The 21,893-nt window shown below is 71.1% G+C and carries 21 protein-coding genes and 1 pseudogene; 18 read left to right on the forward strand and 4 right to left on the reverse strand.

The genetic code is table 11. The features are described 5' to 3' along the window. The first annotated feature begins 257 nt into the window (after positions 1-257). The 16 genes from ACWEPL_RS53195 to ACWEPL_RS53270 all read left to right on the forward strand — a co-directional run bounded on the left by ACWEPL_RS53195 (position 258) and on the right by ACWEPL_RS53270 (position 14,545). On the forward strand, positions 258-1,094 hold the full coding sequence (locus ACWEPL_RS53195) for a TauD/TfdA dioxygenase family protein (protein WP_363971881.1): 837 nt from the start codon (positions 258-260) through the stop codon (positions 1,092-1,094). Beyond that, positions 1,095-2,693, forward strand: coding sequence for a GMC family oxidoreductase (locus ACWEPL_RS53200; protein WP_452440998.1), 1,599 nt, complete (start codon positions 1,095-1,097; stop codon positions 2,691-2,693). It begins immediately after the preceding gene. Further along, positions 2,690-4,042, forward strand: a complete 1,353-nt coding sequence (locus tag ACWEPL_RS53205; protein ID WP_452440999.1) for a hypothetical protein — start codon at positions 2,690-2,692, stop codon at positions 4,040-4,042. The genes ACWEPL_RS53200 and ACWEPL_RS53205 overlap by 4 nt, the downstream gene beginning before the upstream one ends. After that, on the forward strand, positions 4,032-5,534 hold the full coding sequence (locus ACWEPL_RS53210; protein ID WP_452441000.1) for an AMP-binding protein: 1,503 nt from the start codon (positions 4,032-4,034) through the stop codon (positions 5,532-5,534). The genes ACWEPL_RS53205 and ACWEPL_RS53210 overlap by 11 nt, the downstream gene beginning before the upstream one ends. After that, positions 5,531-5,761 carry an acyl carrier protein gene (locus tag ACWEPL_RS53215; protein ID WP_452441001.1) on the forward strand — a complete coding sequence of 77 codons (231 nt, stop codon included), beginning with the start codon at positions 5,531-5,533 and terminating at the stop codon, positions 5,759-5,761. The genes ACWEPL_RS53210 and ACWEPL_RS53215 overlap by 4 nt, the downstream gene beginning before the upstream one ends. Next, on the forward strand, positions 5,758-6,681 hold the full coding sequence (locus ACWEPL_RS53220) for an amidohydrolase family protein (protein ID WP_350734065.1): 924 nt from the start codon (positions 5,758-5,760) through the stop codon (positions 6,679-6,681). Before ACWEPL_RS53215 ends, ACWEPL_RS53220 begins: the two co-directional genes overlap by 4 nt. Then, a complete protein-coding gene (locus ACWEPL_RS53225) occupies positions 6,678-7,589 on the forward strand; it encodes a chlorinating enzyme (protein WP_363971869.1) in 912 nt (303 codons plus the stop codon). Before ACWEPL_RS53220 ends, ACWEPL_RS53225 begins: the two co-directional genes overlap by 4 nt. After that, on the forward strand, positions 7,582-7,860 hold the full coding sequence (locus tag ACWEPL_RS53230) for a hypothetical protein (protein ID WP_350734068.1): 279 nt from the start codon (positions 7,582-7,584) through the stop codon (positions 7,858-7,860). The genes ACWEPL_RS53225 and ACWEPL_RS53230 overlap by 8 nt, the downstream gene beginning before the upstream one ends. Beyond that, the gene (locus tag ACWEPL_RS53235) at positions 7,861-8,775 is read left to right on the forward strand and encodes a hypothetical protein (protein ID WP_452441003.1); all 915 of its coding nucleotides are present in this window, start codon (positions 7,861-7,863) and stop codon (positions 8,773-8,775) included. Next, positions 8,776-9,231, forward strand: coding sequence for a GNAT family N-acetyltransferase (locus tag ACWEPL_RS53240; RefSeq protein WP_452441005.1), 456 nt, complete (start codon positions 8,776-8,778; stop codon positions 9,229-9,231). Positions 9,232-9,235: 4 nt separating this feature from the next. Next, complete coding sequence (locus ACWEPL_RS53245) at positions 9,236-10,174, forward strand: hypothetical protein (RefSeq protein WP_452441006.1); 939 nt, start codon at positions 9,236-9,238, stop codon at positions 10,172-10,174. Continuing rightward, positions 10,174-10,734 carry a cupin domain-containing protein gene (locus tag ACWEPL_RS53250; protein ID WP_452441007.1) on the forward strand — a complete coding sequence of 187 codons (561 nt, stop codon included), beginning with the start codon at positions 10,174-10,176 and terminating at the stop codon, positions 10,732-10,734. Before ACWEPL_RS53245 ends, ACWEPL_RS53250 begins: the two co-directional genes overlap by 1 nt. Beyond that, positions 10,731-11,966, forward strand: coding sequence for an ATP-grasp domain-containing protein (locus tag ACWEPL_RS53255; protein WP_452441009.1), 1,236 nt, complete (start codon positions 10,731-10,733; stop codon positions 11,964-11,966). The genes ACWEPL_RS53250 and ACWEPL_RS53255 overlap by 4 nt, the downstream gene beginning before the upstream one ends. Further along, positions 11,963-13,183: an MFS transporter gene (locus ACWEPL_RS53260; protein WP_452441010.1), complete on the forward strand. Its 1,221-nt coding sequence runs from the start codon at positions 11,963-11,965 to the stop codon at positions 13,181-13,183. Before ACWEPL_RS53255 ends, ACWEPL_RS53260 begins: the two co-directional genes overlap by 4 nt. A gap of 88 nt (positions 13,184-13,271) precedes the next feature. After that, positions 13,272-13,724 (forward strand): DUF2690 domain-containing protein, encoded by a 453-nt coding sequence (locus ACWEPL_RS53265; RefSeq protein WP_452441011.1) that lies wholly within the window; start codon positions 13,272-13,274, stop codon positions 13,722-13,724. Between the two features lie 308 nt (positions 13,725-14,032). Next, positions 14,033-14,545 carry a carboxymuconolactone decarboxylase family protein gene (locus ACWEPL_RS53270; protein WP_363971853.1) on the forward strand — a complete coding sequence of 171 codons (513 nt, stop codon included), beginning with the start codon at positions 14,033-14,035 and terminating at the stop codon, positions 14,543-14,545. On the opposite strand, the gene ACWEPL_RS53275 is transcribed toward ACWEPL_RS53270, so the two are convergent. Both ACWEPL_RS53275 and ACWEPL_RS53280 read right to left on the reverse strand, forming a co-directional pair. Beyond that, positions 14,519-15,106, reverse strand: coding sequence for a hypothetical protein (locus tag ACWEPL_RS53275; protein WP_452441013.1), 588 nt, complete (start codon positions 15,104-15,106; stop codon positions 14,519-14,521). The genes ACWEPL_RS53270 and ACWEPL_RS53275 overlap by 27 nt on opposite strands. 78 nt (positions 15,107-15,184) lie before the next feature. Then, positions 15,185-15,853: a TetR/AcrR family transcriptional regulator gene (locus ACWEPL_RS53280; RefSeq protein ID WP_452441014.1), complete on the reverse strand. Its 669-nt coding sequence runs from the start codon at positions 15,851-15,853 to the stop codon at positions 15,185-15,187. Between the two features lie 92 nt (positions 15,854-15,945). Here ACWEPL_RS53280 and ACWEPL_RS53285 point away from each other — a divergent pair, with 92 nt between their 5' ends. Then, positions 15,946-16,479: an anthrone oxygenase family protein gene (locus ACWEPL_RS53285; RefSeq protein ID WP_452441015.1), complete on the forward strand. Its 534-nt coding sequence runs from the start codon at positions 15,946-15,948 to the stop codon at positions 16,477-16,479. 356 nt (positions 16,480-16,835) lie between these two features. Then, positions 16,836-19,280 (forward strand): SCO7613 C-terminal domain-containing membrane protein, encoded by a 2,445-nt coding sequence (locus tag ACWEPL_RS53290; protein ID WP_452441016.1) that lies wholly within the window; start codon positions 16,836-16,838, stop codon positions 19,278-19,280. Positions 19,281-19,453: 173 nt separating this feature from the next. Here ACWEPL_RS53290 and ACWEPL_RS53295 read toward each other — a convergent pair. Continuing rightward, positions 19,454-19,957, reverse strand: a pseudogene (locus ACWEPL_RS53295) (sigma-70 family RNA polymerase sigma factor); the annotation flags it as partial. Between the two features lie 392 nt (positions 19,958-20,349). Then, positions 20,350-21,893 (reverse strand): helix-turn-helix transcriptional regulator (locus ACWEPL_RS53300; RefSeq protein WP_452441017.1); only part of this gene is annotated, 1,544 nt, incomplete at its 5' end.

Raw genomic sequence — 21,893 nt, forward strand, 5'->3', positions numbered from 1 at the left:
GGTCGTCGGACGAGCGGCAGGAGCGTAACACGCGGCCGACGGCGGGCAAAGGCCCCTGTCCAATTCCGGCCGGAGCAAAGGCCGGCGCGCGCTCATTCGTTGGGTGTGAGAAGTTTGTAACATGTAAACTCGCTGGTCGGTGCCGGTGCGTGGATTTTGTCACGACACTTACCAGGGTCGCCCGCCGGGCCGATTATGGAAAATGAAAGTTTCCCGCGTCCTTGCGCCGCGCGACGGTCGGGTCGTATGCTCCCGCCGTGCTTGAGTTGATTCCCATCACGGCGGGTATTGGCACCGAAGTCCGCGGGATCGATGTCACCGGTTATATTTCCGACCATGATTTCGAGCGCATCTATCGCGCCTGGATCGACACCACCATTTTGCTGATCAGGGGTCAGGAAATGACCCCGGCCGAACAGGTGGAGTTCAGCCGCAGGTTCGGTCAGGTGGTCACGTACACCCGGTCCCAGTTCAACGCCGACGACCATCCCGAGATCCTCGTCCTGTCGAATCTGACCCGCGACGGCAAGCCGATCGGCTCGGCGTACAGCGGCCGGGTGTGGCACAGCGACGGCGCGTACCTGACCGCCCCGCCGGCGGGGTCGATGCTGTACGCGCGCGAGGTGCCGCCGGTCGGCGGGGACACCTGGTACGGCAACATGTACGCCGCCTACGAAGCGCTCCCGGACCAGGTCAAGGACCGGATCGCCGATCTCAGGGTCGTCATCAGCCGGGTCCGGTCACGGCCCTACAACTACCCGGACCGGCCGCCGCCCACCGCGAAGGAACGCGAGGAGTGGGCGGACGTCGCGCACCCGATCGTGAAGGTGCACGACGTGAGCGGACGCAAGGCCCTGTACGTCGGCGGCAACGTGCCGTGGCGGATCGAGGGGATGTCCGAGGACGAGAGCCGGCCGCTCATCACGTTTTTGCAGGAGTTCGCCACGATGCCGCGGTTCACCTACCGCCACCGGTGGCAGGCCGGCGACATCGTCCTGTGGGACAACCGCAGCGCCATGCACCGGGCCACCTCCTACGACCACGTCAAGCACCGGCGCCTGATGCACCGGACCACCCTCGCGGCGGCCGGTTAGATGCGGGCGGACTACATCATCGTGGGGGCGGGCGCGGCGGGGTGCGTGCTCGCGTCGCGCTTGTCCGAGGACCCCGGCACGCGGGTGCTCCTGCTGGAGTCGGGGTCGCGGCGGCGCAGCCCGCTGCTGTCGATCCCGGCCGCCGAGACCATCCTCATGGGCAACCCCAGGTACGACTGGTGCTTCGAGACCGACGCCGACCCGACGATCGGCGGCCGGACCCTGCGCATCCCCCGGGGGCGCCTGCTCGGCGGATCCAACCAGATCAACGGCATGATCTTCGTCCGCGGCCAGCGCGAGGACTACGACGAGTGGGAGCGGCTCGGCAACCCCGGCTGGTCGTGGGCCGGTGTCCTGCCGTACTTCAGGAGCCTGGAGAGCGCGGGGGTCGGCGGGCCGAGCCGGGGGAGCGACGGGCTGATCAGCGTCGGCCTGCCGCGCGAGCGTGACGAGCTGTGCGACGCGTTCCTGGTGGCCGCGCAGAAAGCCGGATACCGGGAGAACCCCGACTACAACTCCGGTGACCAGGAGGGCTTCGGCTACTACCAGGTCAACCACGACCGCGGCCGCCGCTCGTCGGCCGCGGGGACGTATCTCCGCCGTGCGTTGCGGCGGCCCAACCTCATGGTGCTCACCGAGGCGCATGTCACCGGGCTGCGGTTCGAGGGAACGCGCTGCGTCGGCGTCAGCTTTCGCCACCAGGGCCGGGCGCGGCAGGCCGGCTGCCGGCGCGAGGTGATCCTCAGCGCGGGGACCGTCCAGTCGCCGCAACTGCTCGAACTGTCGGGGATCGGCTCCGCCGACGTGCTCGCCGCGGCCGGGGTCCCGGTCGTGCACCATCTGCCCGGCGTCGGCGAGAACTTCCGCGATCACTACGCGACCCGGCTGCGCTGGCGGGTCCGCCGTCCCATCACGTTCAACGAGCGCTCGCGCGGCCTGCGCCTGGCCCGCGAGGTCGCCACGTACGTGACGCGCCGCCGGGGGCTGCTCAGCCTGCCCATCGCGCTCGGCCACGGGTTCGTCCGCTCGTCCGAGGCCGAGCAGCGGCCGGACCTCCAGTTCCACTTCGCTCCGGCCAGCTACGGCGCGGGGGCGACCCGGCGGCTGGACACGGCTCCCGGGATGACCGTCGGCGTCTATCCGCTGCGGCCCGAGTCGGCCGGGTCCATCCACATCCGCTCCGCCGACCCGATGGCCCCGCCCGCGATCCGGCCGCGCTTCCTCGCCGCCGAGGCCGACCGCGCGCGGCTGGTCGCCGGGATGCGCATCGCGCGCCGCGTCGTCGAGGATCCCGCGCTCGACGCGTACCGCGAGTTCGAGCTGATCCCGGGCAAGGACGTCCGGACCGACGACGAGCTGGTCGCCTACGCGCGGGAGAACGGCGACACGTCCTATCACCCGGTGGGGACGTGCCGGATGGGCGCCGACCCGATGTCGGTCGTCGACCACCGGCTGCGCGTCCACGGCCTGTCCGGGCTGCGCGTGATCGACGCCTCGGTGATGCCGACCATGGTCTCCGGCAACACGAACGCCGCGAGCATGATGATCGGCGAAAAAGGCGCAGCGCTCGTTATCGCCGATTTCCTGGAGAACGCATGAGGTTCGACTACGCACGCAATCTGGCCGCCGCCGGAACCTTCCGTGACTGGCGCAGCGCCTTCTGGCCGCCGTCCGACGGCTACCAGCTGGCCTGCCTCGACCTCGCGGCCGAGACCCCGGACCTCGGTGACGGCTTCCTCGCCGGGCTGGCCGCGCTGAAGGCGGCCGTCGACGCCGACTGGCAGCGGGTCAAGGAGGCGGCGGGGCCGCCCGAGGACGCGCGGGAAAGACGGCGCTTCCACGCCCCGGCGCTGGTCGCCTCCGCCATGCGTGACATCGCCAAGCACCTGCCCGGCGACGCCGACCGGCGCGCGCTCGCGCTGCGCGCCGACGCCGTCGAGCACGGCTACCCGGCCGAGGCCCTGTGCGAGCTGGCGGAGCTGCGGGAGGACGTGACGCTCGTCGCGGGCCATCTCGGCACCTGGTCGGGCAAGGACCCCGGCGGGCTGCCCACGGCGTTCGCCTGCCGCCGCGACGACGTGGGGCAGGAGTTCGTGGCCGCCGCGCTCGCCGAGCGGCACCAGGTCGAGCCGTACCTGCGCACGCTCATGGCGGACCTCCGGCTCGGCGACCTGCCGGCGTTCGGCGCGACCCGGCTGTTCTTCATGGCCGGGGAGGGCAACCTGCACCCCAAGCACATCGCGTACTTCCTGCCGGAGGACGAAGGGGTCGACGAGTCGCCGTACAAGAAGACCTACTACTTCCGCAACACCCACCGGGCCGTCCTCGACACGGTGTCCGGGCCGCTCTCCGCCCGGTACGCGCGGGTGGGGAACGGGTTCGACCCGGCGGCCGAGCGGTTCGCGGGGATTCCGACGCTCGGGGTGCTCAGCCACGAGTTCGGGCACTTCGTGCACCGGCCCGCCACGGACTTCACCCCGCTGTGGACCGCCGACCCGTGGGTCGTGGGGGTGCTCCAGGAGACGGCCGCCGACGTGTTCGGCATCCTCGTCCTCGCCGAGGTGTGGGCCGGGCCGCTCGGGCTGGACCAGGCCGACGTCATCGCGTACTACCTGGCCGAGTGCCTGCGTTACGTGGATCGCGGGCTCGGCACGTTCCCCGACAGCGACGGCTTGTTCCTCCAGCTGTCCTACCTCGCGAAGCTCGGCGCGCTCGCGCTCGACGGCCCCGCCCTCGCCGGTGAGCCGGACGCGGTGCTCGCCGGGCTGCGGTCGCTGGCCCGCGTCCTCGCCGAGACCCTGTTGTTGCCGGACCCCGGCCCCGCGCTCGCCCTCCACGCCGCGTACGGCCCGGCCGACCTCGGGCCCCTCGAGCCGCTGGTCGAGGAGTTACGCCGCAGGCCCATGCGGTCCGTCGAGTACGTCCAGGAACACCTCCATGTTCGTTGACTCCTTGGTGGACAGGCTCGCCGAGCACCCCGGGCAGCGGATGCGGTTCCTGTCGCGCGACGGGAGCACGCTGGTCAAGACGTACGCCGAGATCCACGACGACGCCCGCCGGCTGATGGCCGAGTTGCGCGACAGCGGCCTCGGCGCGGGCGACCTCGTCGGCGTGCTCGGCCCCAACTCCTACGAGTGGATCCTCGCCGACCTCGCGCTGCTCGCCCTCGGCTGCGTCCCCGTCGCCATCCCCGCGGAGAACCGTCACGATCCCGCGGAGATCGGCGCGCTCGTCGGCACGTACCGGCTGGCCGCGCTGCTGGTGACCCGGGCGCTCCCGGGCGAGGCCGGCCTGCCCGCGGCCACCGCGGTCCTCTCCGACCGGCCGGTCAAGCTCGACCCGGTACGGCACGCCGACGCTCCGGCGCTGCCGCCCGGCGTGCGCACGATCGCGTTCTCCTCGGGCACCGCGGGGACGCAGAAGGGCCTGCTGCTCACCGACGACGGCATCGCCAACACCGTCGAGCTGTCGGCCCGAGCGTGGCAGGTCACGCCGGACGACGACATCGCGATCGTGATGCCGTACTCGAACTTCCAGCAGCGCTACCTCACCTACCTCGCGATCTGGACGGGCTGCGCGGCCACCGTCGTCCCGCCGGAGATCATGTTCCAGGCCTTCAAGACCGTGGAACCCACGATCATCCTCGGCCCGCCGTCCTTCTTCGAGCTGCTCCACAACCGGGTCATGGCCGCCGCCCCGGCCGAGCGCATGGACAAGGGCCGCGGGTGGCTGTCGATGTACGGGTCGCGGGTGCGGCTCATGTACACCGGGTCCGCGCCGGTGCCGCCGGCCATGGTCACCCTGTTCCAGGAGCTCGGCGCGCCGCTCTACGAGCTCTACGGCAGCACCGAGATCGGCTGGATCGCCATGAACGTGCCGGGCCAGGCCAGGGTCGGCAGCGCAGGACGGCCCGTGGACGGCATCACCGTCGAACTCGGCGACGACGGCGAGGTCGTCGTGCGCGCCGAACGGCCCCAGGTCGTCGGATACGTGTACGAAGGCGTCGACACGCAGGACGCGGTCTTCCTCCCCGACGGCAGGATCGCCACCGGCGACCTCGGGGTCCTCGAGGACGGGTTCCTGAGGCTCACCGGCCGCAAGAAGAACGTGATCATCACCCGCAGCGGGGTGAAGATCAACCCGGCCGAGCTGGAAGCCGACGTCGAACGCGCCTTTCCCGGCGTCCGCGCCATGGTGGCCCTGCCGGACGGCGCCGCGCTGCTCGCCTGCGTCATCTGGACCGAGGACGCGGACAGTGCGCGCGAGATCGAGGCGTACATCAAGCGGAGGAACGCGGGCCGCGAGCCGTCGCACCGGATCGCGACGACTCTCGTCCGCCCGGCGGAGGAGCTCACCGTGGAGAGCGGTCTGCTGACCCGGAACTTCAAGATCGACCGTGGCGCGGTCGCGCGCGCCGTCTGGGGGAGTGGCGACAGGTGACCGAGGACGCGCTCTGCCAGATCATCGCCAGCGTTCTGCCCGGCAGGGACGTGGCGCCGTCCATGAGCCTCAGGAACGACCTCGGCATCGACTCGATCGGGCTCATGAGCATCGTGTTCGTCCTCGAGGAGCAGACCGGCATCGACGCCATGAGCCGCATGGGGGAGTTCATCGAGGCCGAGTACGTGCACGACATCGTCGGCATCTGCCTGGGAGCGAACCCATGACGATCATCGACTTCCACTGCCACGTCGCGGCCGAGATGTGCTTCCCGCCGTCGTTCCGCGACGGGGTCATCGACAACATGGCCGCGGCCATGCAGGCGCGCGGCCTGCCCGCCACGAAGGAACGGCTGCGCCGCATGCACGACGCGACCCTCCAGGACCCGCTGTGCGACCAGCTCGTGAAGGAGATGGACGACGCGGGGATCGACGAGGCCGTCCTGCTGCTGCCGGATTTCACGTACGCGCTGAAGGACAGCACGCACTCCATCGAGGAGATCATCGATCACCACAAGGCGGTCGTCGATCGGCATCCCGGCCGCTTCCGCGTCCTGGCCGGCGTCGACCCGCGCTGGGGGGCCGACGGGATCGCGCTCTTCGAGCGGGCCGTCGTCGAGTACGGCTTCGACGGCATGAAGCTCTACCCGCCGTGCGGCTACCGTCTCGACGACAAGGCGCTCTACCCGTACTACGAGATCTGCGCGCAGCACCGGCTGCCGGTGCTGTCGCACATCGGCGCGACCTCCCCGGCGCTCGACTTCGAGATCGCGCTGCCCATCTACGTGGACCGGCCCGCGCGCGACTTCCCCGGCGTGGACTTCGTGCTCGCGCACGGCAGCGTCCACTACCCCGACGAGTGCGCGATGCTCTGCAACAACCGGCCGAACGTCTACATCGACGCCAGCGGTTACGAGGCCCCCGACGGCGTGGCCGGGCTCAACCGGTTCTTCCGCCGCAACATCAACCACAAGGTGCTGTTCGGCACCGACTGGCCGATCTTCCGGCTGCAGGGCAAGCAGACGAACTTCGTGGAACGACTCACGGCCGAAGGAGCCTTCCCGGCTGAGATGACCCAGGCCGATCGCGACCTGTTCATGGGGAAGAACGCGAAACGGCTCCTCGACAAGAAGGGCACAGGCAGATGACCACGTTGACCGACGGCCTCACCGCCGAGCAGGTCCAGTTCTTCAAGGACAACGGCTACGTCGGCCCCTTCGATCTCTACGAGCCCGACGAGGCTCAGAAGATCTGGAGCAAGGCCATGATCGAGATGGCGCTGTCGAAGAACAAGCCGCACAACTCGACGGTCATCAACTATGACCGGCACCTGGACTGCGACACGCTCTCCGAGCACATCTCGCGGCCGGAGATCGTGAACAAGCTGCGCTCGCTCCTGGGTGAGGACATCATCTGCTGGAAGTCCAACATCTTCCAGAAGCAGCCGGGCGACGCGGGCACCGGCTGGCACCAGGTCGAGAAGTACATCGTCGGCGAGACCACGACCGCCGCCACGCCGTCGCTGAGCTTCGCGTACGACCGCGACGACGACGCGGTCCTCCAGGACGTCAGCGTCTGGACCGCCTTCTCCCCGGCCCAGCGCGAGAACGGCTGCCTGCGCTTCATCCGCGGCAGCCAGAAGCGCTGGTTCTACGACGAGAACAAGCGGCTCACCAAGGGCCCGCAGCGCAAGACCGACTTCTTCGGCTACGACTACTCCGAGCTCCAGCTCGACCCCGACTGGGACCCGGAGAAGGAGGACGTCGTCGAGATGGAGATGGGCCCAGGGCAGTTCGTCCTGTTCGTCGAGAAGTGTGTCCACGGGTCCCTGCCCAACGTCAGCGACCAGACCCGCCTCGGCTACGCCTCCAGGTACGTGATCCCGCAGACCAAGGTGTACGAGAACGTGGACAGGCTGGTCGAGTTCGGCGACGAGATCGCCCTCGACTACCACGGCTGCGTCCTGGTCTCCGGCGAGGACAGGTACGGCTACAACCGCATCTACACCGAGAACCTCAACGGCTTCGCGTTCAAGCGGGTGGCCGCCGATGCCTGACATCGACGACCGGCTGCGGAACTTCGTCGACTTCCTCGGCACGCAGCCCATGGCGCCGGACCTCACCTACGACGAGGTCGCGCAGAGCAGGTCGCGCGCCGAGCTCGGGATCAGCTCGCTGAACATCCTCATCCTCGTCAACAGCTACATCGAGGAGAAGGCGAACGGACGGATCGCGTTGCGTCCCGAATGGGTGCCGATGCTCGAGGACATCGACGGCATCCTGTCGGTGATCGAGGAAATCGACGCGAGCGCGCCGGCCGAGGTCTGAGTGGGCGGCATCGGGTCCTTCGCGTACGTGGTCGGCGACGCCGAAGGCCGTCCTGAGGACATCCCCGGGTTCGAGGACCTGTGGCGCGCGGTGTCGCCGGACACCGCGTTCGCCGCGATGGGGACGGGCACCTACCGGAAGATGACCGGGCCGCTCGTCCCGTACGTCGTGGACTGCGTGGCGAAGGTGCTGAGCACGCACGGCGTCCGCGCGGGGGAGGTGGACCGGCTCGTGCTCGCGACCTCCGACGCCGTGCTCGGCCTGCTCGGCAGGGACGTCGCCGTCGAGGTCATGCGCGCCGCCGGGCTGACCGCGTGCGTTCCCGCGATCGTGTCGCTCCAGCAGTGCTGCAGCTCGCTCGAAGCCCTTCGGTACGCCTGGGGCCTGGCCGGCCCAGAGGTCGGCGCAGGCGCGCGCAACGTCGTGCTGGTGGCGCTGGACTTCACCCCGGACGACCGCGACCGGGTGAAGTCCTTCGCGCTCTTCGGGGACGCCGTGGCGGGCTGCCTGATCAGCCGTGACCACGGCGGCCTCACGCTCGCCGGGACCGGGCTGGCCGCGGACTTCTCCGGCATGGTCGGGCAGGACACGTTCGCGTCCCGGCAGGCGGTCGCCCGGGCCGCGCTGGACCAGGCGTTCCGCCAGGCGGGCCGGGTGCCGGGAGACGTCACGAAGATCTTCACCTCGAGCCTGTTCGCTCCCATCGTGAGCTTCAACGCGATGGCCGCCGGCCAGGCCCGCGAGCTCCTGCACTTCCAGGGGCCGATGACCCGGTACGGTCACTGCGGTAACGCGGACTGGCTGATCAACCTGATGGACCACACCGACAAGTCCGGCCCGGAGCGAGGAGCGCTCTACCTCGCGCAGGCCTCCGCACCGGGCTTCTTCGCGTGCGCACTACTGGAGGCAGAGTAAATGAAGATCGTGGTCGACGACCTGCGCGGACCGGAGATCGCCGCGTTCCTGGAGGAACACCTGCGGGAGATGCACGCCATCACCCCCGCCGAGAGCGTGTACGCGCTCGACCTCGACGCGCTGCGCGTCCCCGAGGTCACGTTCTGGTCGGTGTACGACGGCGACCAGCTCGTCGGCTGCGGCGCGATCAAGCGCATCGACGACGGGCACGGCGAGATCAAGTCCATGCGCACCGCCCACGAGCGGCGGCGCGACGGCATCGCGAGCCTGCTCCTCGCCCACATGCTGGAGGAGGCCAAGGCGATGGGCCTCGAGCGGCTCAGCCTGGAGACCGGCTCGACCGAGCACTTCGAGCAGGCGCGGAAGCTGTACGCGAAGTTCGGCTTCGAGCCCTGCGGTCCGTTCGCGGGCTACGGCCCCGACCCGCACAGCGCCTTCATGACCCGGACGCTCTGACGGCATGAAGGACGACGTCTACGACTACGACCAGCAGTTATACGACCGGTCGTTCCTCAACTGCTACCAGCGGCAGGCCATGGTCATGCTCGCCGAGCGGGTTCCCGACCTGCCGCTGGTCTTCTACAACTGCCTGGTCGGCGGCGACGACATCGCCGACCAGGTCATCCGCCTCGGCCGCCCGAAATACGACTTCCAGAGCAGGCTCCTCGACCCCGCGGCCCTCGCCCGCGTCGGGGTCGCCCGCGAATACGTCCCGTTCGACACCTACGCGCAGGCGCGCGAGCTCGTCATCGACACGGCCGGGCGCGCCGGTTACGTGATCCTGTTCGTGGACGTCTACTACCTCCCGCACACCCCCGAGTACCGGACCGACCACGTCGTGCACACGATCACGCTCACCTCGTACGCGGACGGGCACTGGTCGATCCTCGACGACAACCGGGCGAGCGTGCTGTGCCGGTACGCCTACCCCGAGGACGTCATCGCCGCGGCGTACGACAACGGGAAGCTGCGGCACGTCAGCTGGTTCCCGGCCGGCCCGTACGACGCCGCGGCGGCGGTGGCCGGGGCGTCGGCGGCGTTCTCCGAGGTGCTGCGGACGTACGACGACACGTACGCGCTGCTGGAGGGGGTCGCGGACCTGCTGGGGACGCGGTGGATCACGCCTGCGCGGACGATCGCCCTGCTTTATGACGCTTTTTCGGTGTATGAGGGGTCGCGGGCCTGCCTGCGGGAGTTCGCCGCGCGGCAACCGGCGTACGCGGATGTCGAGCCCGCGCTCGCGGACCTCGTCGGCCGGTGCAAGGACATCAGGAACCAGCTGATGATCGGCAAGGCGATCGGCCAGGTGGACGCGTTCCGCGTGGCCGCCGCGTGCGCGGAACTCCGCGCGGCGGAGGAGGACACGCTGAAGCGGCTGCGGGGACAAGGGGGAGCCTGATGGCGATCGATCCACGCCTGGTCGTGACCGGGTTCGGCCCGGACGGCGCGGCGGTGATCGTACGTGACACGCCCGTCGCGCCGATCACGGCCCGCGCGCTGCCCGGCCAGGAGATGTACCTGCTGTGGGGCAGCCCCGACGGCGGCGCGACCGTCGGACCGAAGGCCGCCGACCCGATCACGCTGCCGTTCTTCGCCGGAGCCGGCGGGACGCGGCTGCTGCTCGTACGCTTCCCGCCCGCGTCCTCGATCGTCGGACTGCCGTCCGCGCCGTCGCCCGAGGAGCAGGCAGAGATCGACGCCGAGGTCGAGGAGCGGCTCCCCGGGCTGATGGACGTCTTCGAACCCGGCGACCCGTCGGGGATGCACACCACCGACACCCTCGACTACGGCATCTGCCTCGAAGGCGAGCTCTGGCTCGAACTCGACTCCGGCGACGAGGTCCGGCTCACCCCCGGCGCGTGCGTCGTTCAGCAGGGGACCCGGCACGCCTGGCACAACCGCGCCGAGACACCGGCGCTGATGGCCTTCGTCGGCATCGGCGCGGAGCGGCCCTCATGAAGCGGCTCGTCGTCGTGGGGACGGGGCCGCGCCTGTACCGGGAGTTCATGCTGCGCCGGATCGGCGAGCGCTACGACGTCCACCTCGTCATCGGCCGGCCGGCCGAGTGGGAGGCGCCGTACGTCTCCGGGGTCAGCGTCGTACCCGGCATGACGGCGGACGGCATCGTGGCCGCCGTCCGGGCGGTCGTGGCACAAGGCGCCGCCGACGGCGCCGTTGACGGGGTCATGACGTGGGCCGAGGACCACGTCGTCGACACCGCGCTCGCCGCTGCCGCCGTCGGACTGCCCGGCCCGGGCCCCGAGGCCGCCCGCGCCTGCCGCGACAAGCACGTCACCCGCTCGGCCCTCGCCGCGCGCGGCGTGCCGCAGCCGCAGTCGGTGCTGGTCGCCGACGTGGCCGAGGCGCGTGCCGTGGCGGAGAAGTTCGGCTATCCGGTCGTCATCAAGCCCAGGGCCGGGGTCGCGAGCCAGGCCGTCGCGCTGGTCCGCGACGGCGAGGAACTGGCCGACCACTTCGCCTCCGCGCACCGCCTCCCGGCCGCCGATCTGCGCTCTCCGGACCGCTCCGTGATGATCGAGGAGTACCTGACCGGGGAGGAGATCGGCGTCGACTCCGTCGTACGGGACGGCCGGGTCCTGCCGGTCTTCGTCTCGCACAAGGAGATGGGCTACGCGCCGTACTTCGAGGAGACCGGCCACTGGACGCGCGGGGACGACCCGCTGCTCGGCGACCCCGCGATCACCCGCTTCCTCACCCAGGTGCACACGGCCATCGGGTACGCGACCGGCGCCACGCACACCGAGCTCAAGCTCACTGACGAGGGCCCGAAGCTCATCGAGATCAACGGCCGGCTCGGCGGTGACCTCATCTCGTACCTGTGCCACAGCGCCTCCGGCGTGGACCCGGGCCTGGCCCTGGCGGCGGTCTCGTGCGGCGACGTCCCCGACCTCACGCGGACGCGCGCGCTCTGCGCGGGGATCAGGTTCGCCTACCCGCCGTGGCACGAGACCCGCGTCGAGGAGATCGCCTTCGACGAGTCCGGCCTGCCGCCGGAGGCGGACCTGGCCGTCCCGCTCGTCCGCCCGGGAGAGGTCGTCCTGCTGCCGCACAAGGACCTCATGGAGGGCCGCGTCGCCTTCGCCACCGCCGCCGCGGCCACCCGTGAGGAGCTGTCCGCCGCGCTCGACCGGGCCCTGGCGGCGTTGCGCTGCACGTGGAGCCCCGCATGACCGACGTGTCGAAGGCACCCGCCGACGAGGCTCCCGCCGGAGTGATCCGCACGCTGCGCGAGCTGCCACGGCCGGCGATCGTGCTGCTGTTCGGCATCGCGCTGAACCGGATGGGGAGCTTCGTCGCGCTCTTCCTGGTCCTGTACCTGACCGGCATCGGCTACAGCCCCGCGCAGGCCGGCCTCGTTCTCACCGGGTTCGGGGTGGGGTCGATCGCGGGGACGTTCGTCGGCGGCAGCGTGACAGGGAGGTTCGGCGCGCGGGCGGTGATCGTGTGGTCGATGCTGCTGGGCGGCTTCTCCACCGCGGGGCTCGCCGCCGTGACGGCGATCGTCCCGTTGCTGATCGTCAGCTTCGCGGCCGGCGCGTTCGGGCAGATGTACCGCCCGGCGGCGGCGACGATGCTCGCCGAGCTGACGCCGCCGCAGCGGCTCGTGATGACGTCGGCCGCCAGCCGGTTCGGGCTCAACCTCGGCGCCGCCATCGGGCCGCTGCTCGGCGTGTGGCTGGCCGCCGCGTTCTCGTACCAGGTGGTCTTCGTCGTCAACGCCGTCGTCGACCTGCTCTTCGCCGTCGTCGTCCTGCTCGTCATGCCGGCCGGGCACCGCGCACGCGAGGACACCGCCGCACCCGAGGACACCGCTCGTTACCGTGACCTGCTACGGGACCGGCGGTTCCTGCTGTTCCTCGCCGGGATGTTCATCACGGCGGTCGCCGAGGTCCAATACCAGTCGACGCTGCCGCTCGAGGTGCAGCAACGCGGCTACCCGACCGCGCTCTACGGCGCGGTCGTCGCGCTCAACGGCGCGCTCGTGATTCTCGTCGAACTGCCGCTGACCACCCTCATCCAGCGCTTCTCCATGCGGGCCACCGTCGCCGCCGGCTGCCTCCTCCTCGGCATCGGCCTGGGCCTGTTCGGCCTGCCCTTCGGCCCGTGGGTCTTCATCCTCGGAGCCGTCGTCTGGACGCTGGGAGAGATCATCAGCGCCCCGTCCATCGGCGCGTATCCGGCCCTCGCCGCCCCGACGCCCGCCTTGCGGAGCCGCTACATCGGCGCGCTGTCCACCTGCCAGACGGCGGGCTGGGCCGTCGGCCCCAGCGTCGGCACGGCGTTGTTCGAGTACGTCGGTGGCGCGGTCTGGGTGATGTGCGCGGGTCTCGGCGTGCTCGCCTGTCTCGGCATGCGCGCGGGCGTCCGCGATCTCGTCCCGCGGTAGTCACGGCTCGCAATTTTGGAGCACGCGCTCTGTTATTCTGAGCCTCGGCGTTCTTCATCTGTCGTTCGAGGTAAGGAGTCGACTCCTCGTGCAGCTTCGAGTTGCGGCCATCGCCGTGGCCACCATGACGGCGGTCCTGCCGGCGCAGGCCCCCGCGTACGCGCAGGCCACTGCGTACGACCACCAAGACCCGGCCGATACGGGCTGCTGGAACTCCGCCCAGGTGGTGCGGACCGGCACGCTCGCCAGGCATCAGCCCCGCGGGGCCGCCGGGCGGATCCACCTCTGGTGGTCCCCCCGGTGCAAGACCAACTGGGTCGAGATCAGGACCGACTCCAAGGCGAGCGGCACCATCTACGTGTACACGGTGGACAACAGGAGGGACGCGTACGACTTCAAGCCGGGCAACAACGGCCGTCACTGGGGCAACATGCTCCGAGCCCCCAGAACCTGCGCCTGGGGCAGGGTCGAGGTGGAGTGGAACCCCGGCCGCCGCAGCGTCCAGACCGGCTCCGGCGGCACCGCGAAGGCGTGCGGCTGAGCGGCACTCCGGGTAATCGTTTACGGTCCCGCCCGGCCGGGCCCGACCTCTGACCTGTGCTCCCGACCGAGCGCGCCCTCGGTGAGATCCGTGGTGCGAACCGGGGCGGCCGATGTCGCGTATCCCATGCAGTACGGAGGGCGCGCGCAGGGCCTGGTGCCGGGGGCGCGCTCTCGAGCGGGACGGAGAGGGGGACATATCGCCACATCGTCGCTGCGCCCGTCCTTGCTTGGAAGAGCTTCAACGAGCGAGATGAGAGTCACGACATGTCTGTAGCCACGATTGCCCCGCGGATTGCGATCAAGAACGTGACCCCCGAAGTCTCCAGCGCGATGAGCGCCCTGCACGAGGCCGCTCTGGCCGCGGCGCAGGCGGCGGACATCGCGCCGGGACTGCTCCAGCTGATCAAGATTCGCGCGTCCCAGATCAACGGCTGTTCCCTCTCGCTCGACCGGCACACCCAGGACGCGCGGGCCATGGGGGAAACGGAGCAGCGCATCCGCGAGTTGCGGGCCTGGCGGAACAGCAAGCTCTTCGACGGCAGGGAGCGCGCCGCGCTGTCGCTGACCGAGGCGATCACCCTCGTCTTCGCGGGGCAGGTCCCGAACGAGGTGTACGCCGAGGCGGCGAGGCAGTTCGAGGAGACACAGCTCGCGGCGCTGATCTGGGCCGCGACAGTGATCAACGCGCACAACCGGATCGCGATCACCACCCGCCTGGAGGGCAGCGGCGCGCCGCCCGACGCGGACGCCCGTGGAGCGGCGTCCGTAGGGAGCCGGAGCATGTGGTGGACGTCAGCCCGGGCGGCGAATCCCGCCTGAGGATCTCCCGGACGGTGGAGGGCGCGATCCCGATCCCCGGTCTCGGCGCGCCGACCAGAAAGGCGCGCTTCTCGGGGCGGTCAGCTCTCCGTGGGCCGGCCGGCAAGGCGCGCTCCTCGGTGGTGAGCCACACCCGGTGCCGACGCCGAGCCGCCGGTTCTCAGGGGGTTGTCGCCGCTGATCCGATGCATCAACCGCCGGCATGAGCGTCGCCGCCGTCTCCTCATCCAGCGGGGACGGGCTCAGCCTGGTGATGTACGCGTCCTGGCGGGCGACGGCGTCGGCCACCGCCGGCGGGATCATCGTGGAGCGGCAGGCGATGGCCGGCAGGAATCCGGCGGCGGGCGGGTGGCGAAGCAGGAACTCGGTCGGTTCGAGCGACGGGGCGTCCGCCCAGTGCAGGTCGTCGAGTGCCGGCACGGCGCCGCGGCCGTCGATGAGGACCAGCCCGCATCCGTCGACGACGGCCTCCTGGATCCTGGCCAGTTCGCCGGTCCGCCCGACCAGTTCGGGGCGCAGTGTCCGGACAGATCCCAGCCTCGCCGACGTGCCGTCGGTCATGACCTCCTCCGGCGTGCGTGATGGTCTGTCGTGGCGGCAGGCGCAGATGCTCTGTGACGCCTCAGCACGCCGGGGATCTCACTCCTGAGGGGGCCCGAGGAGGGCAGCCGCGAGTATGGAGGCGAGCCACTCCTCGTACTCGGCCTCGCTCCACCCGCACGCCTCGGTCAGCTTCTCGAAGTTCTCCGTCGAGGTGAGGACATAGATCTGCTCGGCGGCCCTGGCCGGAGGGAGGTCCGGGCGCAGGGCTCCGAGAGCGTGCAGATGTTCGGCCGGTCCGCGGCTTCCCGTCAGCCTTTCGCGTTCGATGTCGGCCAGGAGGTCCTGGAGTCCCGCATCGGCCGGGGAGGCGGCGGCCGCCGCGCGCAGGACGCGGTGCACGGGCTTGATGCGCCGAAGGATCGCGGTGGCCATGGCGGCGTACAGGGCCAGTTTGCGTGCGGGGTCCGGTTCGTCGATGATCGCCTGGACCTCGGGGCGGTCGCTCTGCGGCAGGGGCTGGGCGTCTCCGGCCAGCGTGATGTCGTAGACGAGCTTGGCCAGCGCGGGTTTGCCGCCGGGGGCGGACGTGTACAGCGTCTGGACGGCCACGCCGGCCTCGCGCGCCACGTCGGCCATGGTGGTGTCGGCGTAGCCGTTCCTGATCATCAACTCCCGCGCCGCCGTCGCGATCTTCTGCCGCGTGGCCTGGGCCTGCTCCTGGCGCAGCGCACTGGAGTAGGGGCGTCGCTTCTTCTGCTCGGTCATCGCAAGCCATGATTTCAGACGTATATTGACTAGATGTACGTCTAATGAAAGAGTAGCAATACGGTTAAATCTTCGTCGTGGAGGGGCGTGCGGTGTCCCTGGTTCTCGTCGCGTCCAGGACGGTCGCGTTACTGCTGGTCGGCCTGTACGCGGGCGGCGTCCTCTTCGTGGTGATCGCCCCGTCCGTGGCTCGCATGCCGGGGCTCGCGTACGTCAGGTACTGGCAGGCCCTCAACGTCGACTACGGCCGCGCCATGCCGCCACTCCTCCTGGCCGGGATCGTGGCGATGATTGTTGTTTCGGTCCTGTCGTGGCGCCGCGGATGGCTCGTCTTCGGCGTCAGTTCGGCCGCGCTGATCCTGGTGATCCTCACCGTCGTCGTCACCCTGACAGGTCTGGAGCCTCTCAACCGGATCGCGGACGCCTGGGATCCCGATCAGCTGCCCGCCGACTGGCGGGAGAGCCGCCGGCGGTGGTTGCACCTGCACCTCATCCGTACGGCGCTCGCCCTCGCGGCGTTCGCATGCCTGATCACCGCCCAGGTCCTCGACCGAGGACCGGATCCCCTGTCCGAGGCGGGCCCGGCCCGCGTTGATCAAGCGGTGTCGCCCGGGGCCGGATCGTGATCCGCTCCCACGCCCAGGACGTCACGTCCGGCCGCCGCGGTCCGCGTCGGCTGCGTTCTTGCGGACCAAGGTGTCTGACCGCCTGCTGAGCGTCCCGGAACGCGCCCTTGGTTCCGGAGTTGCTCCCATGCGTCGGCCGGTCGTCGTTCGTGGTTGCCGGTGACAGTGGTTCGCAAGGGCGTCGGGGTGAAATATGGGTCATCTCGACAGGCTCAAACGGAGTATCGGTGCGTGGAAGTATGAAATGTCCGGACTGTGGTGCGGTGTTGTCCGGGACCGGATCCCCGGAGCCGGTGTCCAGGTGCCCGAGGTGTGAGCTGCCTCTGGAGGGGCCCGCCGCGCACGAGCTCTGGCAGGTGGATCAGGCTCTCGCCGGGCTGAGGGATCAGCAGGCCAGGCTGCAGGCCCGCCGTACGGAACTGCTCGGCATCCTGCGCGCCGGCGCCGCGGGTCAGGGTGCGGCTGGGACGGGTGCGGCGGGTCAGGGGGCGGCAGGCGCGGGTGTGGCGGGCCAGGGGGCTGCGGGGGTGGCGCCTCCCTACGCGGGCGGATTGCCGCCGTATCCGGGGGTGGCGGCCGGGCCTGGAGGTGCGGGGCCCGGTGGTCCGGGGCGGGAGGTCTCTCCGGGTGCCGCGAAGAATGTCCTGCTCATTCTTGGTGGGCTGCTGCTGACGGTGGCGGCGGTGGTGTTCACCGTGGTGAGCTGGGGGCAGATGAGCATGGCCGGGCGGGCGGCCGTGCTGGCCGCGTTCACCGCGCTGGTCATGCTGGCGCCGGTCGTGCTGATCCGGCGCAGGCTCACCGCGACGGCTGAGACCGTGGCCGGGCTCGCGGTCGTGTTGCTGCTGCTCGACGGGTACGCGGCCAGGCGGGTGGGCTTCCTCGGGGTCGACGCGCTCGACGCGCTGCACTACACGGCGGGGGTGTTCGGGCTCACCTCGCTCATTCTGGTGGCTTATGCCCGGGTCACCCGGCTGCGCGGACCCGCTCCGGTCGCCGTGGTGCTGGCGCAGCCGGTCCTGCCGCTGCTGACCGGCGACCTGCCGGAGACCTGGCTGGTGGCCATGTTGGTGGCCACGGCGGCCTTGGACGTCCCCCTGGTCCGTTATGGCCGGGGAGCGGTGCGGGTGACGGCCGCCGTGGCAGGCAGCGGGGTCGCGACCCTCGCCTTGCTGGTGGGCGCGGTGGATGCGCTCGGGTCCCCTTCCGTCGGTCAGGCCCTGGTCAGGTCGGTGCCGCTGGTCGCGCTGGCTCTGCTCGGCGGGTTCGTGACGTGGCTGCTGGCCAGGCCGGGCAGGGCTCTGGGGGAGACCTGGGCCTCCGTGGTCACCGCCGGGACCGCGCTCACGCTGATCGCCGTCCCGGCGGCGCTGGCGCAGCCGGTGCTGGTCGGGCCGGGAACGGACTGGCGTCCTCTGGCGTACCTCGTTCCCGCACTCGTGGTGGTGCTCGCCGCCGCCTGGCTGCCCTGGCGGCGGGTACGGCTGGCGGGCATGGCCACCGGTGGGCTGGTGGCGCTGCTGACCACGCTGGTGGTGCTGCCTCGGCTCGTGGCCACGCTGGTGGCACCGCTGGCCTGGCTGGACGTGCTCTGGACGGGCACGTGGAACGCGCGGCAGTGGCCGCCGTTCGAGATGGCGACTCCGGCGGACGTGGCGGTGCTGGGCACGTTGGCGGCCGGCCTCCTGGCGGTGGCCGTGCGCGGCATCGACGGGTGGCCGATGCCGATGAAGGGGGCAGTGTCCGAGGCAGCGGTGTCCGAGGCAGCGGTGTCCCACGCAGCGGTGTCCCGCGCGCCGGTGTCCCGTGCGCCGGTGTCCGGGGGGCTGGTGTTCCGGGTGCTGGCGGTCGGGGCGCTGGTGGCCGGAATGCTCATGGTCGCGGTCGCACCCCAAGCCTTCGCGATGCCCTACCCGGCCGCGGTGGCGGGGCTGGCGGGGCTGGCCGTCGCGCCGGCGGTGGCCGCCACACTCGGCAGGGCGCCCTGGTGGGCGGTGGCCTGCGCGCTCGTCGCCGGTCCGGCCGCGGTACGGGCGGCGGCGTACGCGTTCGGCAGCCAGCCGGCGACGCTGATCGTGCTGCCGATCCTGGCGCTGGTGGCCGCCGCCATGGCGCTGGTGGCCAGGCTGAAGGGGCTGCGGGTCTGGGGGCTGGGATTCGCCGCGCTGTTCCTCGGGCTGGAGGCGGTGGCGGTGGGGTTCTCGCTGGGCCTGCGCGTCCTGGTCGCGGCGAGCGTGGGATTCGCCGTGGCCGGAGTGCTGGTGCTGCTCATGTCGCTGTGGGCAGGTGGTGCGAGCGGCCTCAGGTACGCCGGCACCACCCTGCTGCTGCTGGCCTCGTGGCTGCGGCTGGGGGCGGACGAGGTCACCGTCGTCGAGGCGTACACGGTGCCGTGCTCGCTGGTGCTGCTGGGATCCGGCTGGTTGCGGCGGCGCGGCACGCCGGTCTCGTCGTGGGCGGCCTACGGCACGGGCCTCTCCTTCACGATGCTCCCCAGCCTGGTGGTCGTCTACTCGGACACGGAATGGCGGCGGTCGCTGGCACTCGGCGTGCTGGCGCTGGCGGTGCTGTTCGCCGGAGCCCGGTCCCGGCTGCAGGCGCCCACGGTGATCGGGGGCGTCGTGCTCGCCGGGGTCGTGGTGCGGGAACTGGCCCCGTACGTGTCGGAGATGTTCCTCGCGGTGCCGCGCTGGGTGCCGATCGCCGTCGGCGGGGTGCTGCTCGTGGTCGTCGGGGCGACGTACGAGGCTCGCATGCGGGACCTGCGCCGGGTGCGTGACGTCCTGCGGGCGATGGGGTGACCGGCGGACTTCGCCGCCGCGCCTCTGACGTCGGGGGAGCTGACGACGTCCGCGGCGAAGAGGTTCTCCAGGGCTGTCAGGTTCCCCTCCTGGGAGGCGTCGAGGAAGGCCGACAGGAGGCGGCGGTGTTCGTCGGTGCCGATCGACCCGCGCCGGGTGGTGCTCAGGTGCTTGCGGGCGCGGCTCACCAGCTGGCGGACGTTGGCCGGGCTGAGCTGGATGACCTCGGCGATCTGCTCGTAGGGATAGACGAAGGCCTCACGGAGGATGTACGCGGCCCGCTGGGCCGAGGTGAGCTTCTCCAGCAGTAACAGCAGGGCGAGTTCGAGCGCCTCACCTCGCTCGGCTCCGGCGGCGGGGTCGGCGCCGGTGTCGATGGGTTCGGGCAGCCAGGGGCCGACGTAGGTCTCGCGGCGGGACCGGGCGGACTGCACGGCGTTGATGGACAGCCGCGTCGTGATCAGGGTCAGGAACGCCGCCGGGTTGGCGACGGCCGAGCGTTCGGTGTTCTGCCAGCGCAGCCAGGTTTCCTGGACGATGTCCTCGGCCTCCGCCGAGCCGGCGAGCATCCGGTAGGCGATGCCGAACAGGCGCGGACGCACCTCGACGAAGGTGGCGGCGGCCTGGTCGAGGGAGCTCGAGTGGTCTGGTCCGTAAGCCGCCGTGGTGGTGCTCATGAGTTGTCCTTTCCGAAGAACCGCGATCGCCTGGGCGACGGCGGCCCGCGCGGCACGGGTGCCGGAGGCGGGCTTGAGCAGCGTGAAGTCGCGGCGGACGCTGGTGATGGGGAGGCACGCCTCGGCGAGGCGGCGGTGATCTCGGCGCGCTTGAGCAGGCGTGGGTGGTGCGGGTGTCCCGGAAACGGGTGGTCAGGCAGGGGCTGTCGGTTCGGCCTGCCGGCGGGCGCCTGTCGCCGACACCACAAACTGTGGCCGGGTGGGTGCCCCGGTCGCATCAGGGAGATGCCTGGCCAGGGTCCCCGGTGAGGAGCCGGTCAGCCCCGGGAGTCACCGGGCGGCCGGGCCGTACGAGCCCGCCTGCGACGTGCCTCCGTTGGGAAGGGGCGAACTCAGAGGATGTCGTCGAGCTGGTGGCGGGAGGTGACGCCGAGTTTCGTGAAGACCTTGCGCAGGTGGTATTCGACGGTGCGCGGGCTGACGTACAGGCGCTCCGCGATCTCCTTGTTGGTCAGGCCGGCCCGGGCCAGCCTGGCGATCTGCGCCTCCTGCGGGGTGAGCTGCTCCGTGGTCTCGACGTTCCGCTTCCTGGCGGTCTCCCCGGTGGCCTGGAGCTCGCGTGCGGCCCGGTCGGCGAAGGCCTTCATGCCGATCCCGGTGAACAGGTCGAAGGCGGTTCGGAGGTTCTCGCGGGCCTCGACGCGGCGGCGTTCGCGGCGGAGCCATTCGCCGTAGAGCAGGTGGGCGCGGGCGAGGTCGACGCGCATGCGGGTGCGGCCGAGCCGGTCGATGGCCTCGCGGTGGAGGCGGTCGGCCTGCTCTCCGTCGCAGAGCAGCGCCCGGCAGCGGGCCTCGAGGCCGAGGCCCCAGTCCGTGCCGCCCGCCCGGGTGGAGCGGGAGAGCCGCTCCAGCGTACGGGCGGCCAGGTCGTGCCGGCCGGTACGCGCGGCGGCCTCGACGAGTTCGAGGGGAGCCCACTGGACCCCGCAGCCGCCCGGCGCCCGGTGGTCCACGCCGGCCTGCAGAACGGCTTCCAGAGCCTTCTCGTACTGGCCGAGCCCGTTGTAGAGGACGGACCGGACCCAATGGCTGATCTCCAGCGTCCTCCCCTCCCCGCGCACCGCTCCTTCCTTCGCGATGATCTCCGCGAGCTGCTCGGTCTCCTCCTCGTCTCCCCGCCACGCCGCGAGGCCGAGGTCGCCGCCCGTCTGCACCATCGCTCCCGAGGTGGTCCAGACGTCGGCGGCGACCGCGTTCGCCTTCGCCTCCTCGTTCTGGGTCTCGGCCTCCGCCAGGTCACCCTCGAACAGGAACAGCATCGTGGACAGGCTGAGCGCCAGGGGCAGTAGCGCGAGCGCCCCGGAGCCGCGGATCAGGCGGAGGTAGTGCCGGGTCAGGTCGCGACCGGCCTCGTCGTCCCACAGGCTCATGACGGAGAAGTTGACGAACCAGACCCACCGGAGCTGTTCGGCGGGCGGGGTCTCCTCGCTCATGATGGCGTCCACGGCACGCCGCAGGGCCGGTTCGGCCGTCAGGGTGTCCTGCGTGTAGGACAGGGAGAGGGCTTCGAGGACGAGATCCGCGGCGCGGGGCGCGCCGGGCGCGAGTGGCGCCTCCCGGGTGGCGGCCGCCACCTCGATGATGCCGTCCCAGCCGGGCAGGACGCCGATCGCCACGAGCAGCGCCTGCAGATAGGTGTCGCGGGACAGGCCGATGTCGAGTGGTTCGAGCTGTTTGGCGGCCTTGAGCAGGATCGCCGGGGCGGAGGTGCCGCGGTTCGAGGTCAGGGCGATCTCGGCGCGCAGGGATTCGGCCTTGGCGCGGCGCAGCTCGTCCGGCGGCCCGGCCTCGGCCGCCGCCAGCAGCGCCAGCGCGGACTCGAGCGCGCCGGCCAGGTGCTTGGCCCTGGCGGCGTCGAGCGCGCGTTCGGCCCGGC

The sequence above is a fragment of the Nonomuraea sp. NPDC004186 genome (assembly GCF_053603495.1).

Coding starts and splice junctions, on each gene's coding strand:
- ACWEPL_RS53200 (WP_452440998.1), top strand. CDS start 1,095: ATGCGGGCGGACTACATCATCGTGGGGGCGGGCGCGGCGGGGTGCGTG.
- ACWEPL_RS53205 (WP_452440999.1), top strand. CDS start 2,690: ATGAGGTTCGACTACGCACGCAATCTGGCCGCCGCCGGAACCTTCCGT.
- ACWEPL_RS53210 (WP_452441000.1), top strand. CDS start 4,032: ATGTTCGTTGACTCCTTGGTGGACAGGCTCGCCGAGCACCCCGGGCAG.
- ACWEPL_RS53220 (WP_350734065.1), top strand. CDS start 5,758: ATGACGATCATCGACTTCCACTGCCACGTCGCGGCCGAGATGTGCTTC.
- ACWEPL_RS53225 (WP_363971869.1), top strand. CDS start 6,678: ATGACCACGTTGACCGACGGCCTCACCGCCGAGCAGGTCCAGTTCTTC.
- ACWEPL_RS53230 (WP_350734068.1), top strand. CDS start 7,582: ATGCCTGACATCGACGACCGGCTGCGGAACTTCGTCGACTTCCTCGGC.
- ACWEPL_RS53240 (WP_452441005.1), top strand. CDS start 8,776: ATGAAGATCGTGGTCGACGACCTGCGCGGACCGGAGATCGCCGCGTTC.
- ACWEPL_RS53245 (WP_452441006.1), top strand. CDS start 9,236: ATGAAGGACGACGTCTACGACTACGACCAGCAGTTATACGACCGGTCG.
- ACWEPL_RS53250 (WP_452441007.1), top strand. CDS start 10,174: ATGGCGATCGATCCACGCCTGGTCGTGACCGGGTTCGGCCCGGACGGC.
- ACWEPL_RS53255 (WP_452441009.1), top strand. CDS start 10,731: ATGAAGCGGCTCGTCGTCGTGGGGACGGGGCCGCGCCTGTACCGGGAG.
- ACWEPL_RS53260 (WP_452441010.1), top strand. CDS start 11,963: ATGACCGACGTGTCGAAGGCACCCGCCGACGAGGCTCCCGCCGGAGTG.
- ACWEPL_RS53275 (WP_452441013.1), bottom strand. CDS start 15,106: ATGACCGACGGCACGTCGGCGAGGCTGGGATCTGTCCGGACACTGCGC.
- ACWEPL_RS53280 (WP_452441014.1), bottom strand. CDS start 15,853: ATGACCGAGCAGAAGAAGCGACGCCCCTACTCCAGTGCGCTGCGCCAG.